The organism is Aeromonas dhakensis (assembly GCF_002285935.1).
GTDB lineage: Bacteria > Pseudomonadota > Gammaproteobacteria > Enterobacterales > Aeromonadaceae > Aeromonas > Aeromonas dhakensis.
The window spans coordinates 1,115,940-1,131,449 of the sequence record NZ_CP023141.1; the positions used below are offsets into that span (position 1 = coordinate 1,115,940).

18 protein-coding genes are annotated in these 15,510 nt (G+C 62.5%); 10 read left to right on the top strand and 8 right to left on the bottom strand.

Annotated features, from left to right (window positions below):
• Positions 1-26: 26 nt before the first annotated feature.
• Complete coding sequence (locus tag CK627_RS05570) at positions 27-1,580, bottom strand: DHA2 family efflux MFS transporter permease subunit (RefSeq protein WP_095591841.1); 1,554 nt, start codon at positions 1,578-1,580, stop codon at positions 27-29.
• Entirely contained in the window at positions 1,580-2,632 is a 1,053-nt protein-coding gene (locus tag CK627_RS05575) for an HlyD family secretion protein (RefSeq protein ID WP_095591842.1), read from the bottom strand. Before CK627_RS05575 ends, CK627_RS05570 begins: the two co-directional genes overlap by 1 nt.
• A 96-nt stretch (positions 2,633-2,728) precedes the next feature.
• Here CK627_RS05575 and CK627_RS05580 point away from each other — a divergent pair, with 96 nt between their 5' ends.
• Both CK627_RS05580 and CK627_RS05585 read left to right on the top strand, forming a co-directional pair.
• Positions 2,729-3,631 (top strand): LysR family transcriptional regulator, encoded by a 903-nt coding sequence (locus CK627_RS05580; RefSeq protein WP_005308024.1) that lies wholly within the window; start codon positions 2,729-2,731, stop codon positions 3,629-3,631.
• A gap of 55 nt (positions 3,632-3,686) precedes the next feature.
• Complete coding sequence (locus CK627_RS05585) at positions 3,687-4,001, top strand: putative signal transducing protein (protein ID WP_005308027.1); 315 nt, start codon at positions 3,687-3,689, stop codon at positions 3,999-4,001.
• Positions 4,002-4,015: 14 nt separating this feature from the next.
• On the opposite strand, the gene CK627_RS05590 is transcribed toward CK627_RS05585, so the two are convergent.
• Positions 4,016-5,299, bottom strand: a complete 1,284-nt coding sequence (locus CK627_RS05590) for a dicarboxylate/amino acid:cation symporter (RefSeq protein WP_167385275.1) — start codon at positions 5,297-5,299, stop codon at positions 4,016-4,018.
• A gap of 208 nt (positions 5,300-5,507) precedes the next feature.
• Between CK627_RS05590 and CK627_RS22490 the strand changes: the two genes are divergently transcribed.
• Together CK627_RS22490 and CK627_RS05600 are read left to right on the top strand one after the other, a co-directional pair.
• Positions 5,508-5,753, top strand: a complete 246-nt coding sequence (locus CK627_RS22490) for a YecH family metal-binding protein (RefSeq protein WP_017764705.1) — start codon at positions 5,508-5,510, stop codon at positions 5,751-5,753.
• A 100-nt stretch (positions 5,754-5,853) separates the two neighbouring features.
• Positions 5,854-6,453, top strand: coding sequence for a YhgN family NAAT transporter (locus CK627_RS05600; protein WP_010635400.1), 600 nt, complete (start codon positions 5,854-5,856; stop codon positions 6,451-6,453).
• Between the two features lie 138 nt (positions 6,454-6,591).
• Here the strand turns inward: CK627_RS05600 and CK627_RS05605 are convergent, their stop codons facing one another.
• Positions 6,592-7,560, bottom strand: coding sequence for a LysR substrate-binding domain-containing protein (locus CK627_RS05605; protein ID WP_017778473.1), 969 nt, complete (start codon positions 7,558-7,560; stop codon positions 6,592-6,594).
• A gap of 273 nt (positions 7,561-7,833) precedes the next feature.
• Here CK627_RS05605 and tatA point away from each other — a divergent pair, with 273 nt between their 5' ends.
• The 3 genes from tatA (at position 7,834) to CK627_RS05620 (ending at position 9,950) form a co-directional block, all read left to right on the top strand.
• Positions 7,834-7,995: a twin-arginine translocase TatA/TatE family subunit gene (tatA, locus tag CK627_RS05610; protein ID WP_005308036.1), complete on the top strand. Its 162-nt coding sequence runs from the start codon at positions 7,834-7,836 to the stop codon at positions 7,993-7,995.
• Positions 7,996-8,009: 14 nt separating this feature from the next.
• A complete protein-coding gene (locus CK627_RS05615; protein WP_095593460.1) occupies positions 8,010-8,312 on the top strand; it encodes a YfcZ/YiiS family protein in 303 nt (100 codons plus the stop codon).
• A gap of 213 nt (positions 8,313-8,525) precedes the next feature.
• Positions 8,526-9,950 carry an MltF family protein gene (locus CK627_RS05620; protein WP_010635397.1) on the top strand — a complete coding sequence of 475 codons (1,425 nt, stop codon included), beginning with the start codon at positions 8,526-8,528 and terminating at the stop codon, positions 9,948-9,950.
• 7 nt (positions 9,951-9,957) lie between these two features.
• On the opposite strand, the gene CK627_RS22810 is transcribed toward CK627_RS05620, so the two are convergent.
• The gene (locus CK627_RS22810) at positions 9,958-10,104 is read right to left on the bottom strand and encodes a hypothetical protein (protein ID WP_167385276.1); all 147 of its coding nucleotides are present in this window, start codon (positions 10,102-10,104) and stop codon (positions 9,958-9,960) included.
• 77 nt (positions 10,105-10,181) lie between these two features.
• Here CK627_RS22810 and CK627_RS05625 point away from each other — a divergent pair, with 77 nt between their 5' ends.
• A complete protein-coding gene (locus CK627_RS05625) occupies positions 10,182-11,435 on the top strand; it encodes a phospholipase D family protein (protein ID WP_095591845.1) in 1,254 nt (417 codons plus the stop codon).
• Between the two features lie 476 nt (positions 11,436-11,911).
• Here the strand turns inward: CK627_RS05625 and CK627_RS05630 are convergent, their stop codons facing one another.
• The gene (locus CK627_RS05630; RefSeq protein ID WP_095591846.1) at positions 11,912-13,030 is read right to left on the bottom strand and encodes a fatty acid desaturase; all 1,119 of its coding nucleotides are present in this window, start codon (positions 13,028-13,030) and stop codon (positions 11,912-11,914) included.
• Positions 13,031-13,179: 149 nt separating this feature from the next.
• On the opposite strand from CK627_RS05630, the gene fabR reads away from it, so the two are divergent.
• Complete coding sequence (gene fabR, locus CK627_RS05635) at positions 13,180-13,800, top strand: HTH-type transcriptional repressor FabR (protein ID WP_005308043.1); 621 nt, start codon at positions 13,180-13,182, stop codon at positions 13,798-13,800.
• Between the two features lie 20 nt (positions 13,801-13,820).
• Positions 13,821-14,186: a YijD family membrane protein gene (locus CK627_RS05640; protein WP_005308044.1), complete on the top strand. Its 366-nt coding sequence runs from the start codon at positions 13,821-13,823 to the stop codon at positions 14,184-14,186.
• Positions 14,187-14,224: 38 nt separating this feature from the next.
• Here CK627_RS05640 and CK627_RS05645 read toward each other — a convergent pair whose 3' ends face one another.
• On the bottom strand, positions 14,225-14,536 hold the full coding sequence (locus CK627_RS05645) for a DUF1145 domain-containing protein (RefSeq protein ID WP_005308045.1): 312 nt from the start codon (positions 14,534-14,536) through the stop codon (positions 14,225-14,227).
• 253 nt (positions 14,537-14,789) lie between these two features.
• Positions 14,790-15,419: a 16S rRNA (guanine(966)-N(2))-methyltransferase RsmD gene (rsmD, locus tag CK627_RS05650; protein WP_095591847.1), complete on the bottom strand. Its 630-nt coding sequence runs from the start codon at positions 15,417-15,419 to the stop codon at positions 14,790-14,792.
• Positions 15,420-15,510: the final 91 nt, after the last annotated feature.

Consider the following 15,510-nt stretch of genomic DNA (forward strand, 5'->3'; position numbering starts at 1 on the left):
CGTTTTACTATTCCCTTCCCACTCTTTCACGCTTCGACCGGTTCGGCATCCGGCGCCCTCGGGGCCGGCTGCTTGAGCAGCAGCATCAGGGCGCTGGCGATCAGCAGGAAGATACCCATCACGAAGAACACCTGGTTGTAGGCCATGATGGCCGCCTCGCGGCTGATGGTGTTCGACAGCATGGCCTGAGCCTGCAGACGGGCCAGTTCGGGGTCGGAGCCCTGGGCCATCATGCTCTGGGCCAGCTGCAGCAGATAGGCCTGTCCCTCTATGCTGGTGGCGGCCAGGGTACTGCCGATCTGGCTGACATGGGTGCGGGTGTCGTTGTCGATCAGGGTGGCTATGATGGCGATGCCGAAGGCACCGCCCAGGTTGCGCAGCACGTTGAGCAGGGTGGAGGAGGAGGGGATCTCGTCCGGCGTCAGGCTGGCGGTCGCTACCAGGGAGAGCGGCACCATGATGAAGGGCTGGCCCAGCGCCCGCACGATGAGCGACTGGATCAGCTGGGGCCCGGCGTAGTCCGCGCTCATGTTCATGTTCATGAAGCAGCTGACGGCGAACACCAGAAAACCGAAGCTCACCAGATAGCGCGGGTCTATCTTGTGGGTCAGCTTGGGTACCAGTGGCAGCACCAGCAACTGGGGCAGTCCCATCCACATCAGCACCTCGCCGATTTCCAGCGCGTTGTAGTTGTGGATCTGGGTCATGTAGAGCGGCAGCACATAGATGGAGCCCATCAGCGCCATGCCGAGCACCAGGTAGGCGAAGCAGGCCAGCGCGAAGCGCGGGTTGTGCAGCAGCCGCAGGTTGACCAGCGGGTGGCGGCGCAGCAGCTGGCTGATGACGAAGAACACCAGCGCCACCACCGAGATGACGGTGAGCCGCACGATGAAGCTGGAACCGAACCAGTCCTCCCGGTTGCCCTCTTCCAGCACCACTTCCAACAGGCCCAGCCCCACCGCCATGGTAAGGATGCCGATGAGATCCACCCGCTTGATCACCTCCCAGTCCACCGGCTTCTTGTCCAGCCCGTGGGCCAGCATGGCCATCACCAGCAGTCCCGGCGGCACGTTCAGGTAGAAGATGTAGTGCCAGGACATCTGTTCGGTCAGCCAGCCGCCCAGGGTTGGGCCGATGGCGGGGGCGAAGGTGGCGCACAGGCCGAACAGCGCCATGCCGGTGGCTCGCTTGTGCAGCGGCAGCAGGCTGACAATGAGGGAGAAAGCCATGGGGATCAGCGCCCCGCCGGTGAAGCCCTGCAGCGCCCGAAAGACGATCATGCTGGTGAGGTTCCAGCTGAACGAGCAGAGCACGGAGGCGATGATGAAGGCGCCTGTGGTCCACAGCAGGTAGCGCCGCACGCTCAGCCCCCGGCTCAACCAGCCGCTCAACGGGATGGCGATCATCTCCGCCACCAGATAGGAGGTGGAGATCCAGGAGCTCTCGCTCAGGGTGGCCGACAGGGCCCCCTGAATGTCCTTCAGGGAGGCGTTGGTGATCTGGATGTCGAGGATGGCCATGAAGGCGCCGATGAGGCCCCCCATGACCGCGATCCAGTTGCGGCGTGGTATGGCGTCCATCAGTTGGCGGCGACCACGGGATCAGGGCTGCGGGTGTCGACGATCACCTCGGTGGAGAGGCCAGGCAACAGCTTGCCCGCCAGCGGCCCCGGCTCCGGAATGCGGATCTTGACCGGTACTCGCTGCACGATCTTGGTGAAGTTGCCGGTGGCGTTCTCCGGCGGCAGCAGGGCGAACTTGGCACCGGTGGCCGGCGCCAGGCTGTCGATGATCCCCTCGACCGGCTGATCCGGATAGGCATCCAGGATCACCTCCACCTTCTGGCCGGGCTGCATGTGGAGCAGCTGGGTCTCCTTGAAGTTGGCCTCGACCCACACCTGCTGCAGCGGCACCAGGCTGGCCACCTGCATGCCGGACTGGACGTAGAGCCCGGCCCGCAGACTGCGCTTGCCGATGATGCCGTCGGCCGGGGCCCGCAGCTCGGTATAGGCCAGCTCCAGCTTGGCCTGCTCCAGCTGGGCGGCGCTCAATGCCAGCCTGGCCTGGTTTTGCTTGGCCTCGGCATCCAGCACCAGCAGCCGCTCGCGGGCGGCCTGCAGGGCCGCTTTGGCCTCCTGCTCCAGGGCCTGATTGACCTGCAAGCCGGCACGCACCTCGTCCAGGCTGTCCTGGGAGCTGTAGTGGCGCTGGTTGAGCTGGCTGACGCGGCGCACCTGCTGCTGGGCCCGAACCTGTTCGGCATTGGCCGAGCTGACCTTGGCCTCGGCCTGGCGAATGAGGCTCAGCTGCTGGGTGCGGGTGGCGGCGAGATTTTCCGCCGTCGCCTGATTGAGGCGCAGGTCGGCTTCGGCCTCGGCCACCTTGGTCTTGTACTCCCGGTCGTCGAGACGGGCGATGAGCTGGCCGGCCTTCACCGGCTGGTTGTCGGTCACCAGCACTTCGCTGATGTAGCCGGAGAGCTTGGAGCCGATGCCGGTCACCTCGCTCTGCAGGTAGGCGTTGTCGGTACTCTCGAAGTAGCGGCCGTGCAGATACCAGTAACCGGCAAACAGCAGGCCGAGCAGGGCCAGTATCATGGCGGCCAGCAGGGGGATCTTCTTGTGTTGACTCATGTGGGGGATTCCTGAACTTAAGAGAGGCAGGCTAACACTGGCCAACTGTTTCGATTAGTATCCATTTATGAGATATACAGTTTCACTGGTGCAACAATGGATCTGAACGCTGCATTGATTCTAGTGCGGATCGTCGACAAGGGGTCCTTCACGGCGGCCGCCCAGGAGCTGGGCATGACCAAGGCGACGGTGAGCCGGCGCATCGCCGAGCTGGAGCAGCGCCTTGGCGTGCGGCTGCTCTACCGCTCGACCCGCCAGCTCACCCTGACCGAGGCCGGTGAGCAGTACTATCTGCGTTGCAGCAAGGCGGTGGACGAGCTGGCCCAGGCCGAGCTGATGGTGAGCGCCAGCCAGCAGGAGGTGACCGGCACCCTCAAGCTGGCGGTGCCCATCGAGGCAGGGCAGCTGGTAGTAGGCAGGTTGGTGGCGGAGTTTCTGCAGGCCTATCCCGGTCTGCAGGTGGAACTGGAGCTGACCAATCGCATCGTGGATCCCATCAACGAGGGGCTGGATGCGATCGTGCGGATCGGCGACATGAGCGACTCGAACCTGGCGGCGCGGCGGTTGTGGAGCAACGCCCGCCTGATCTGTGCCAGCCCGGCGTACCTGGCGCGCAGCCCCGCCATCACTCATCCCGAGGATCTGGTACAACATGAGCGGGTGGCGGTGACCAGCGGCTTTCTGGCCTCGCACTGGTGCTTCGAGCGGGATGACAAGGAGGTGCTGGTTGACCCTCCCTCCCGCTTTCGGGTTAATAATATAACCTGTGCCAGAGAGGCGGCGAAGGCCGGGCTGGGGCTCGCCTCTCTGCCCGCCATGCTCTGCCACGAGGAGCTGGCGAGCGGGACCTTGGTGTCCGTGCTGCCCGAGTGGCAGCAGCCCAGGGTACCCATTTACCTGCTGTTTCCGGAGCGGCGGCTGATGCCGCGAAAATTGCGGGTGTTCATCGATTTCATCGTGGCCAAGGGGGCCGACTACGGCATAGACACCCTGCTGTAGCCGGCCAGAGTCGGTGCCGTGGTAACGGCATCGCGGGGGATCTGAGGGGGAAGACATGGATCACTGGATCAATCTGTATCGGGCTTCCCATTCGCTGGAGGCCCACGCCCTGAAAGGGGCGCTGGAAGTGGAAGGAGTGCCGGTGCGGCTCAATGGCGAGGCGCTGTCGGGCGCCCTGGGCGAACTGCCGGTGGACATGCTGCAGGTGACCCTGATGGTGCGCGAGCAGGATCGCAGCAAGGCGGGACGGGTCATCGAACGCTATCAGCAGCGCCAGGGCAACGGCTGGCTGTGCGGTCAGTGCGGGGAGGAGAACGGCGCCAACTTCGATGTCTGCTGGCGCTGCCACCACGATCCCCACGAAAATTAATCGCTCGCCCTGCCTCAGCGCAGGGTGAAGTCGATATCCTCCCCCGCGCTGGCGTCGTGATAGGTCGCCAGATCCAGCTCCCGCTCGCTGCGGGCAATCAATACGGAAACCAGAATATCGCCGGAGACGTTGACCGTGGTGCGCGCCATGTCGAGGATCCGGTCGATCCCGGCGATCAGTGCCACCCCCTCCAGCGGCAGTCCCACTGCGGTCAGGGTCAGCGTCAGCAGCATCAGGCCGGTGCCCGGCGTGCCCGCCGTGCCGATGCTGGCCAGGGTGGCGATGCTGATGATGGTCAGGTAATCCACCAGGTGCAGATCCACCCCGAAGGCCTGAGCCACGAACAGGGCGGTGACCCCCTGATAGAGGGCGGTACCGTCCATGTTGATGGTGGCGCCGATGGGCAGCACCTTGGCGGTGATGGCGGGGGAGACCCCGAGCCGGCGCTCGGCGCAGGCCAGGCTGATGGGCAGGGTGCTGTTGCTGGAGCTGCTGGTGAAGGCCACCGCCTGGGCATCGACGATGCTCTTGAAGTAGTGCAGCGGATTGAGGCGGGCCAGCAGGATCAGCAGGCTGCTGTAGACGCCGAGCACGTGCAGCAGGCAGCCGAGGTAGACGGCGCCGATCACCTTGAGCAGCGGCAGCAGCAGGCTCATGCCGTACTTGCCGGTCATCCAGGCCATCAGGGCGCAGACACCGTAAGGGGCCAGCGCCATTACCATCTGGGTCAGCTTGAACATCCCCTCCGCCAGCGAGGTGAAGAACAGGATGGCGGGGCGGCCGCGCCGACCGGTTGCGTTGAGGGCGAGGGCGAGGGCCACCGCGAACACGATCACCTGCAGGATCTTGCCATCCACCATGGCCTGCACCGGGTTGTGCGGCACCAGGTGGCTCAGCACGCTGGCCAGGGTGGGGGACTCCGCCATGCCGACCCGTTCATAGGGTCCCATATTGGCGCCCATGCCGGGTTCCAGCAGCCAGCCCATCACCAGGCCGATGCAGATGGCGACGGCGGTGGAACAGAGGTAGAGGCCGATGGCTTTGCCGGCGATGCGGTCTAGGGCCTTGCCTTTGAGCAGCGAGGTGAGGCCGGCGATGACCGAACAGAAGATGAGAGGCACCATCAGCATCTGGATGGTGTTGACGAACAGCACGCCGATGGGTTTGAGCAGCAATGCCTGTTCGCTGAAAGCGGCGCCGAGCCCGATCCCCGTCAGCATGCCGAGCAGGGTCTTCAACCAGAGCGGACGGCGGGTCCAGATCCGCCAGGGCTTGAAAGCCAGTCCATGGAACAGCATGACGCCAATGTCCTTATATTCGGTCTGCGGTAGCAAAAAGGGGCGTTAGTGTAGCCATCCCCTGCTTAGGTTGCCACATTATCGACAAAGCCGCGGCCATCACCAGTACGGACGCAGGGAAATCGGCAATTTGTTGGCCTATATCAAGGTCGTCGGCAGTGGGGCAGGATTTAATAGGCATCAAATATGTCTATTCAAGAGGTTTGCAATGACTCAATCGGTACACGGCCACGAAGTGATGGAGATGATGCTGGCGCAGGGCGGCCAGTTCACCCGGGCCAGCCTCAAGCAGGCCATCGACGCACGCTTCGGGGCGGATGCCCGTTTCCACACCTGCAGCGCCAGCGAGATGGATGCCGAGGCGCTGATCGACTTCCTGGCCAAACGCGGCAAGTTCATCGAATCGGAGCAGGGTTTCCAGACCCGCGCCGACAAGATCTGCAACCACGGTTGATCCCCGCCGGCGAGCGCCTGCCGCGCTCGCCGAATCCCGCCGCCTTTGTTATATTCGCCCTCTTTCCCCTCCTCTGTTGAAGGCTTGGCCTGGGCGTTGTATGGATACTTTCTCCGCTGCCGTCATGTTGTTTCTGATCATGGATCCGCTGGGCAACCTGCCGGTCTTTTTGTCGATCCTCCGTCATATCGATCCCAAGCGACGTCGCAAGGTGATGATGCGGGAGCTGCTGTTCTCGCTGGTGATCATGATGGCCTTCCTGTTTGTCGGGCAGCAGATCCTCAATTTCCTCAACCTGCGCCAGGAGGCGGTCAGCATCGCCGGCGGCATAATCCTGTTCCTCATCGCCATCAAGATGATCTTCCCGAGTGAAGGGGGGGTGACCGGGCTGGCCGCGGGGGAGGAGCCCTTCTTGGTGCCCATGGCGATCCCCATGATTGCCGGCCCCTCGATCCTGGCCTCCCTGCTGCTGTTGGCCAACCAGGAGCCGACCCGGATGGCGGACTGGTCGCTGGCCCTGCTGATGGCCTGGGGCGCCAGCGCCGTGATCCTGATGTTCTACGAGGTCTTCAACAAGCTGCTGGGTGAGCGAGGACTCACCGCAGTGGAGCGGCTGATGGGTATGCTGCTGGTGATGATCTCGGTGCAGATGCTGCTCGATGGGGTGCACCACTACCTGGCGGTGACCGGTCAGAACTGACTGGCTAACAGGAAAGACGTGGGGCTCGACGAGCCCCGTTTTTTTGCCTGTGATCCGGCGTGGTGGCTATCAGGTGCCTGCGGCTGCCGAAGGGGCCGGCTTGCTCAACCTGTCAGGTGCTCGCGGCCAGCGCCTGTATCAGGACGGTTCGGCAGCAGTGGGCTCCAGTTTGCTCATGATCAGCGCCAGCAGGGTTTCCCGCAGCCAGCGGTGGCCAGGATCCTCCTCGTGGCGCTGATGCCAGATCAACAGGTGGGAGATGCTGTCGAGGGCGATGGGCAGCGGCAGCGGTACCAGCGGGTAGACCTGAGTGGCATGGCGGGCGTAGAGCCGGGAGAGGGTCACTATCATGTCCGAGTGCATGCCCATCCGCAGCGCCGCCTCGAAGGAGGGGACGGTCGCCTCGATGCGGCGGTAGAGATCCTGCTCCGCCAGCTTGTGATCCAGCATCCAGCGGTCGCGCCCCTCGCAATAGGTCTGCACGTGGGGATAGGCCAGGTAGCGGGTGAGATCCCATTCGGGTTCGTGCAGGGCAGGGTGGTCATGCTGCACCAGGCAGGTCAGATCGTCGATGGCGAGCAGTCGCTGACAGATGGCGTTGGGCAGGGTATCGAGCCGAAAGTCAGAATTGATGCAGTTTTCCCGCACCGTGAAGGCGATGTCCACCTGGCCCTGGCTCATCTCGGTCAGGCTGTTCTCGGTCCACTCCTCGTAGCGCAGCCGGATGCCGGGTGCCTGCCGTTTCAGCTCGCTCAGGTAGAGCGGCGCGAACAGAGTAAAGGCGCTGTCCATGCTGGCGATGACGAACTCCCGCTCGGTGGTGGTCGGGTCAAAATCCGGCGGCTGGATCAGGTTGTCCAGCGACAGCAGGATCGGCTGCAGTTGCTGCTGCAGGCTGAGGGCGCGTGCGGTGGGTTCCAGCCCGTAGGCCGAGCGTACGAACAGGGGATCGTCGAAGGTTTCCCGCAGCCGGCCGAGCGCCTTGCTGACGGCAGACTGGCTCAGATGCAGGCGGCGGGCCGCCCGGCTGCCGTTTCGTTCCTCCAGCAAAACTTGCAGTATTATCAATAGATTGAGGTCGATACGCCCCAGCTGTTCCAGCAACATGATATGAATCCTCTTCAATTCTTAGATGAATTTATACCATTTGTTTTCATATCTAGGCGAACTTATGCTCGAAACGTCTCTCGCCTTCAATGGCGGCTGGTACAGGATGTAGTGGTTGAGGGGACAAGTAGCATCAAGCAATACGGCGGCCTTCGGGTCGCCGTATTTTTTGGTGATTTATTTGCAAACTTGCGCCTGTCTTGATTTTGCCCAACAATCTTTGCGCCTTCTTTTGATACAAACGATCGGTATCTATCAGTCAGGAGTATCCCTATGGGACTCGGTGGAATTCATATCTGGCATTTGTTGATCCTGCTCGTCGTCGTGGTCGTGGTGTTTGGCAGCAAACGCCTGGCCGGCGCCGGGGAAGATCTGGGCACCGCCATCAGGGATTTTCGTAAAGCCTTGCGTGACGATGAATCACAGCCGAAATAAGTGGGAGTTGAATGATGTCCGTAGAAGAGAAAGTGGAATTGAACGAGACCTGTGACAGCTGCGGCTGCTTCGCCGAAATTGGCACCATCATCGGCGAGGGTGACGATGTGATGGAGCTGGTGATCGAGGCCGCCGAAGAGGCCGATGCCCGCGCCAAGCTGGCCGCCTACGAGGAGCTGGCCAAGCAGGTCACCGCCGAAGCCAAGAGCAGCAGCGAACTGAGCCAGGGCGCCAACGGCGTGATCCTGAAAGCCCGTCTGCAATTCACCTGCACCGCTGAAAAACTCATTTTCGAGATGCGTGCCCGCTCTATCTGAGCCCCCTGAAGACACGGCAGGCTTGCCTGCCGTGCTGACCCTTCTGCTGTGGGTCTGCGTTCTATAGTTAGTTATCCCACAGACGGTTTTGCCCGACGGGAGTCGGCCAACAGAAGGCGATCTCATCATGGTTCAGCGCAGGCTCTTCGCCACACCTCTCCACGTCGCTCATCATCTGTTTGACCAGCCCGGACAGCCACTGGCGGTGACGCCATGAGGCGGCGCTGGCTCTGGAGCCTGCTCATTCTGTGGGCGCTGCCGCTGCTGGCGGCGGATCTCAAGCCTCAGCGGCTGCCCCAGCCAGGGGATCTCGCCAGCATATTGCAAAAGAAAGAGCTGAGGGCCCTGGTGGTCTATGAGCGGGGCTTTTTCTTCCTCGACAAGGGGACCCAGCACGGCATCCTGGTCAACCAGCTGCAGGGATTCGAGCGCTGGCTGAACCAGACCTATCTGGCCAAGGAGAAGATCAAGCTCAAGATCATCTACATCCCGGTGCGCCAGGACAAGCTGCTGGACTACCTCGCCGAAGGGCGTGGGGACCTGGTGGCCGCCAACATGACGGTGACGCCGACCCGGCGCGAACAGGTGACCTTCTCCAACCCGGTGATCGCCCCCATCGAAGAGTGGGTGGTGAGCCAGCACAGCCTGCCGACCTTCAACCGCATTACCCAGCTCTCAGGCCGGCGGGTCTGGGTGCGGGCCAGCTCCAGCTATTACGAGAGCCTGCGCCAGCTCAACTGGCTGTTTCGCGAGCTGGGGCTGCCCCCTGTCTATATCGAAACCGTGCCTGAATACCTGCAGGACGGAGATCTGCTGGAGATGGTGGCGGCCGGCATCATACCGCTCACCGTGACCGACAGCTTCAAGGGGCGGATCTGGCTCGGCATGATCAGCGGGCTGCGAGCCCACAAGTTGATCCCGCTGCGGGACAACGGCCGCAGCGCCTGGGCCCTGCGCAACAACAGCCCAGAGCTGCTCAAGGCGGTCAACGATTATCTGGCCGATGCCGGCAAGCGCACTCTTTACAGCGACATGGCCCTGCGCCGCCTGCTGGCTCGCAACGACCAGATGAGCAACATACTGGCGCCGGATCCGCTGGGCCGGTTGTCGACCATCCGCAAGGTGCTGGAGCAGCAGGCCGACAAGTACCGGCTGGACTGGCTGATGTTGGCGGCGCTGGCCTACAAGGAGTCTGGCCTCAATGCCAATATCCGTTCCGAACGGGGGGCGGTGGGGATCATGCAGCTGTTGCCGAGTACCGGCAGCGAAGTGGGCATTCGCGGCGCTCGCCTCGCCAGCCTGGAGGGTAACGTGGAGGCGGCCTGCCGCTACATGCGGTTGATCCTCGACACCTATTTCAACGATCCCAAGCTGGACGTGCTCAACCGCCACCTGTTTGCGCTGGCGGCCTACAATGCCGGCCCGAACCGGGTGCAGGCGCTCAGGGCCAAGGCCGAGGCCGCCGGGCTGGATCCCGACGTCTGGTTCGGCAACGTGGAGCAGCTGGTGGCCAACGAGGTAGGCCAGGGGCCCATCAACTATGTCAGCACCATCTATAAGTACTATGTGGCCTACCGCTTCAGTCTGCCCCAGCTGGAGGGCAAGGCGGCCGCCATCGAGGCGGTGGCCCAGCCCTGACGTCCGGCTAGTGCGATGGTGCGGGCGAGGTGAAGGGCTGCCAGGCCTGATCCCTGTGTTGCAGATACCAGGGGGTCAGCTGGCCGCTCGGCGAGGGATCCGGCTCACTGGCCTGCGGTCTGTGACTGATGGCGGTGCGATCCGTGAGTTCCATGGTAAATTCCTTCATCCTGTTGCTACGAGGCCCTTAGCCAGCGTTATGCCATTTCCTCATGACAGGCGGATGACGCCATGATCCCCGCTGAATTCGCCCTGATAGACCAGCCCGAGCTGGCGCTCAAGCTGCGCTGTCAGCTGATCCGCGGCGCCAGAAGCCGGATCCAGGCCCAGTACTACAGCTGGGAGGAGGACAGCAGCGGCAAGCTGCTGCTGTCGGAGCTGCTGCATGCCGCCAAACGCGGGGTGCGGGTGCAGCTGCTCATCGATGACCTCTATGCCGGCGACAACCGCTTCCTGGAGATGGTGGCCCATCAGCCGGGCATCGAGGTGCGTCTGTTCAATCCCTTCTGGTTGCGCGGCTGGCGGCCACTGACCCTGCTGCTGGAAGGGCTGCTCAGCTTTCGCCGCATCAATCACCGCATGCACAACAAGCTGCTGCTGGTGGATGGCAGCCAGGCGGTGATCGGTGGTCGCAACATCGGGGATCGTTACTTCGGACTCGGCGGTGCCCCCCAGTTCGTCGATCTGGATCTTGCCTGCCGCGGCCCGCTCTGCCAGCGGGTCGAGCAGGGGTTCGATCAATTCTGGCGCAGCCGCTGGAGCCACCCGATCCGCCGTCTGTTGCGCCGCCCGCTGCAACGGGCCGAGGTGCAGGTGGTGAACGACTTCCTGCTGACCCTGAACGAGCCGCAGATCGCGGCCGTCTATGACCTGCCGGCCAGCCTGTTCGATCCCGAGCCCATCCCTCTGTGCTGGCATGCCGGGCGGGCCGAGGTGTGGTTTGACCGCCCCGGCAAGGGGCTGGTATCCCGGCCCACCACGGCGCGCCTGCTCTGGCGCAAACTGGCAGACAATCAGGGCACATTGCGCCTGGTCACCCCCTATCTCATCCTGACCCGGGGGCTGCGCCGCCGACTCAGGCAGCAGCGCCAGGCGGGGGTGACCATCGACATCCTGACCAACTCCCTGGCCAGCACGGATGTGCCGCTGGTGTACGGCGCCTACCGCCGTCACCGCCCCTGGCTGATACGCCAAGGCATAGCGCTGTCGGAGCTGGAGGGGGCATCTCTCAGCCTGCACGCCAAGCTGATCCTGGTGGGGGAGGAGGAGGCGCTGCTCGGCAGCTTCAATCTGGATCCGCGCTCCCTGCTGCTCAACACCGAGCTGGTACTGCATCTGGCCTGCCCCGTGCTGTGCGCCGAGCTGCAGCAGTGGCTGACGACCTGGCAGCAGCGTTCATCCCACTCGGTGGCTGCCCCGCCCTCGACCCTGCGCCGCCTGCTGGCCAGGGTCAGTGACTGGTTGCCGTTGCAGCGCTGGTTGTGAGTGGATCACGGCTTGTGCGAGATCTCGCAAAGCCTTGTGCGCCTTCGAGGATAACGTTTGCCATCCAATGGCGATGGAGTGATTTATCGTATTGTTTTTAATCAGATTGTTTTCTAGTTGAAGTTGGATGAGCGGCAGATGCTTGCATAGATGGCCGAATATATCGGTTTTTTATTTTATTTATCTGCGTAATATTTCAACTGCAAGGACAACACGGCGGCTTGCCGTCGTGCGGAAGAGGGTCGTGAAGGGAATCGGCCGACTGGATCGCTCCAGCCGGAGCCTGCTTCAGATGGGTAGCGGAAACTCAGGAAGCAGGAGAGGAACCCGACGGGACCGGATTCCAATATGGAACATGCTATTTGCGAGGGGGTGACATGCGAGTGTCACCCCATTTTTTATGGCCTGCTGGCTGGGCTGAACAAAAAGACCGCCGATTGGCGGTCTTTTTGTTTGTGTAGTCTGACGGTCTATGGTCAGGCGATGCCTGCCAACAGGCGGCTCCAGTTACGCTTGGCCACGGTGAAGGCATCGTGCAGGCTGCGATACTCCAGCTGCAGTTTCAGCTGGTCGTAACGGGCCAGCGCCTTGCGCTTGCGCTGCTCCAGCAGGCGTTTGCGGCTGGCGTAGTAGTGCTGCAGCTGCTGGCTCAGCTTGTCGTACTCCTCCTGCAGCAGCGCCTGCCACAGTTCCCTGTCGTCTTGTCTGTGCAGCCTGGCCTGGGCCCGTTTCAGCTGCATCTCCAGCCTGGCCTGCTCGATCCGCTCTTCCGGGCAGGCGCGCAGATCCCGTGCCAGCCCGCACCAGGCGGCACTGCGGATCAGCCACTTGGTGGGATCGAACTGCCACCAGCGGATGCCGTTGCGATAGTCGTTCTCGAACAGGTGGTGGAAGTTGTGGTAGCCCTCGCCGAAGGTGAAGAAGGCCAGGATGCCGTTGTCCCGCGCGCTGTTGCGGTCGGTGAAGGGCTGGCTGCCCCAGATGTGGGCCAGCGAGTTGATGAAGAAGGTGGTGTGATGGGTCATCACCATGCGCAGCACTCCGGCCAGCAGCAGCATGCCGAGCAGATCGCCGTGGACGAGCCCCAGCAGCAGCGGGATGCCTATGTTGGTGGCCAGGGTCAGCGCCAGATAGTGCTTGTGCTGGAAGGCGACCACTGGGTTGTTCTGCAGATCCCGCACGTTGCTGTAGTCGTGGTAGATGTCGCGCTGATATTCCCGCAGCATCCAGCCGATGTGGGAGAACCAGAAACCGCGGCCCGCACTGTAAGGATCCTTCTGGTTGTCATCCACATGGCGGTGGTGGCGACGATGATCGGAAGACCAGTGCAGCGCCGAGTTTTGCAGGGCGAGGGCCCCGCCGATGGCGAAGATCCACTGCAGGAGCGGGTGCGCCTTGTAGGCCTTGTGCGACCAGAGCCGGTGGTAGCCGGCGGTGATGGAGATGCCGCAATAGCAGAACAGCAGCAGGAAGCTGCCCCACTGCCAGAGGTCATAGCCATGGGTCATGCCGTACCAGGGCACGGCGATCAGGGCGGTCAGCCCGGAGAGGGCGAACAGCAGGGTGTTGGTCATGATGATCGGGGGGCGTTCCATCTCACTCGGTTCCTTTCAGCGAACAGCTGTGCGCTATTTTCCATGCAGCCGGAATTGGGGTCAATGGTAAAAAAGTAGGAGACAAACCTGATCCTGGCGCAGCCTTCGGGTTATCATTTGGCCTCGATAACCTGAAGGTGACTGTTTTCGTGGGTATTCGCGCGCAACAAAAAGAAAAAACCCGGCGTACTCTGATCGAGGCGGCGTTCAGCCAACTGTGCGCCAATCGCAGCTTTTCCAACCTCAGTCTGCGGGAAGTGGCGCGGGAGGCCGGCATTGCGCCCACCTCCTTCTATCGTCATTTTCGCGACATGGAGGAGCTGGGGCTGACCCTGGTGGATGAAGGCGGCCTGACCTTGCGCCAGTTGATGCGCCAGGCTCGTCAGCGCATTGCGGGTGGCGGCAGCGTCATCAGCACCTCGGTACAGACGTTCATGGAGTTCGTCGAGAACAACCCGAACATCTTCCGGCTGCTGCTGCGCGAGCGCTCCGGCACCTCTGCTGCATTTCGCCAGGCGGTGGCGCGGGAGATCCAGCATTTCATCGCCGAGCTGACCGACTACCTCGAAGCCACCACGGGGGCGCCGCGGGAAGAGGCCTACATCCAGGCCGAGGCCATGGTGACCATCGTCTTCAGTGCCGGTGCCGACGCCCTCGACATGACCAGCGAGGAGTGCCGGGCCCTGTCCGATCGCACCATCCGTCAGCTGCGCATGATCGCCATGGGCGCCGAGGTCCAGAACCAGAAGCGCCGTGAACCTCTCTCTTAAGTCAAAGGATGGACAGCTCCATGCATGACCAGAACACGATTCCGAAGAAACCCCTGCTGCTGGCCCTGCTCATCGGCATCTGTGGCGATGCCTCCCTGACGGTCTTGTCAGAGTCTGCGGTGCCCTTCTCCTTCTTCCCGATGATCGCCTTCGTGCTGGCCGCCTATCAGCTCTACCAGCACTACCGTCATGTCTCGCTGGAGGGCAACACCCCGGTCTGCATGCTGCTCAGCTTCTTCATCGGCGTGTTCGGCCATTCGGCGCTGGTCAAGGTGCAGTACCCAGAGCTTGGCAGCAACTTCTTCTCGCTGATCATGATGTTGTTGCTGCTGGCTGTGCTCTCCATCAAGCTCGGTATCAGCGTGGGGAAAAAAGAGAAGGAGTGACCAGCACTCCTTCCATCACCACCATGACAGAGCCGGGATCACCCGGCTTTGTTGTCTTCGCCGCGCCGCTTGGCATCGACGATGGCCTGCAGCCTGGCGCGGATCTCAACCATGCCGAACACCCCGAACACCAGCACCTGGGTGAACTCGAGCCGGCTCACCGCGAAGTAGGGCTTGCAGGCGGCCTTGACCATGCTGGCCTGCACCCAGTGCATCAGGATCACGATCACGCCGCACACCGGCAGGAAGCCGTTGAGCTTGCCCGGCAGCGGGGCGATCAGGCTGACCAGCACGCCGAACCAGAAGAACAGGATCAGACCCATCGCCAACAGATTAAACACCCGCTTCATCGTTTACCTCCCGCACATAGCATTGATAGCAGACCTGATTCGATCGGCCTGTTTGTCCTTGAGTCGTTGTCCAGATTGACGGGGAGGGGGTCGTGCCCATCTTCCCCTGCCATCCGGTTGTTAAACCGCGGCGTCATTCTGGATCTCCCGCAGATAGAGCTGGTAGCAGACCTGGTTTGATCGACCTGCTTGTCTTTGAGCCTTTGTCCAGATTGACGGGGGTTAGTGCCCATCTTCCCCAGCCACCCGGCTGTTAAACCGCGGTGTCATTCTTGAGCTCCCGCAGATAGAGCTGGTAGCAGACCTGACCCGCTTGCTTGTCCTTGAGCAGTTGCCAGCTGGCCGGCAGCGGCAGATCGGCCATCTCCTTCTCCCGCTCCAGATAGATTAGGGCGTCAGGCGCCAGCCAGCCGCGCTGCTCCAGCAGCTCGCACACTTGGGGCAGCAGCTCGCGGCGAAAGGGGGGATCGAGAAACACCAGGTCGAACGGCGTGGCCGGCCCTTGCAGCCAGCTGACGGCATCGGCCTGGATCACCTGACCCTGGCTGCTGCCGAGGGTGGTCAGGTTCTTCTTGATCTGCTCGGCGGCGCCCCTGTCCATCTCGATCAGGGTGACCTGCTCGGCGTAACGCGACAGCGCCTCCAGCCCCAGGCCACCGCTGCCGGCGAACAGATCCAGGCAGCGGGTGCCGCGCACATGGGGAGCCAGCCAGTTGAAGATGGTCTCCTTGACGCGATCCGTGGTGGGTCTGAGTCCTTCCACATCCCTGACCGGCAGTTTGCGGCCTCGCCACTGGCCGCTGATGATTCTTACAAAACCCGATTTCCCCTGCGGGGTTGGGCTCTTGCTCGGGCCGTTACGGCTGGATTTCACTCTGGGCATCGCGTTTCGTCGTCAGAAAATAAAGTGATAGTATAAGGCGGTTCATTTTTATGCCGACCCGCCGAGGGACGGCTATCTTAGCAGTCAGCCT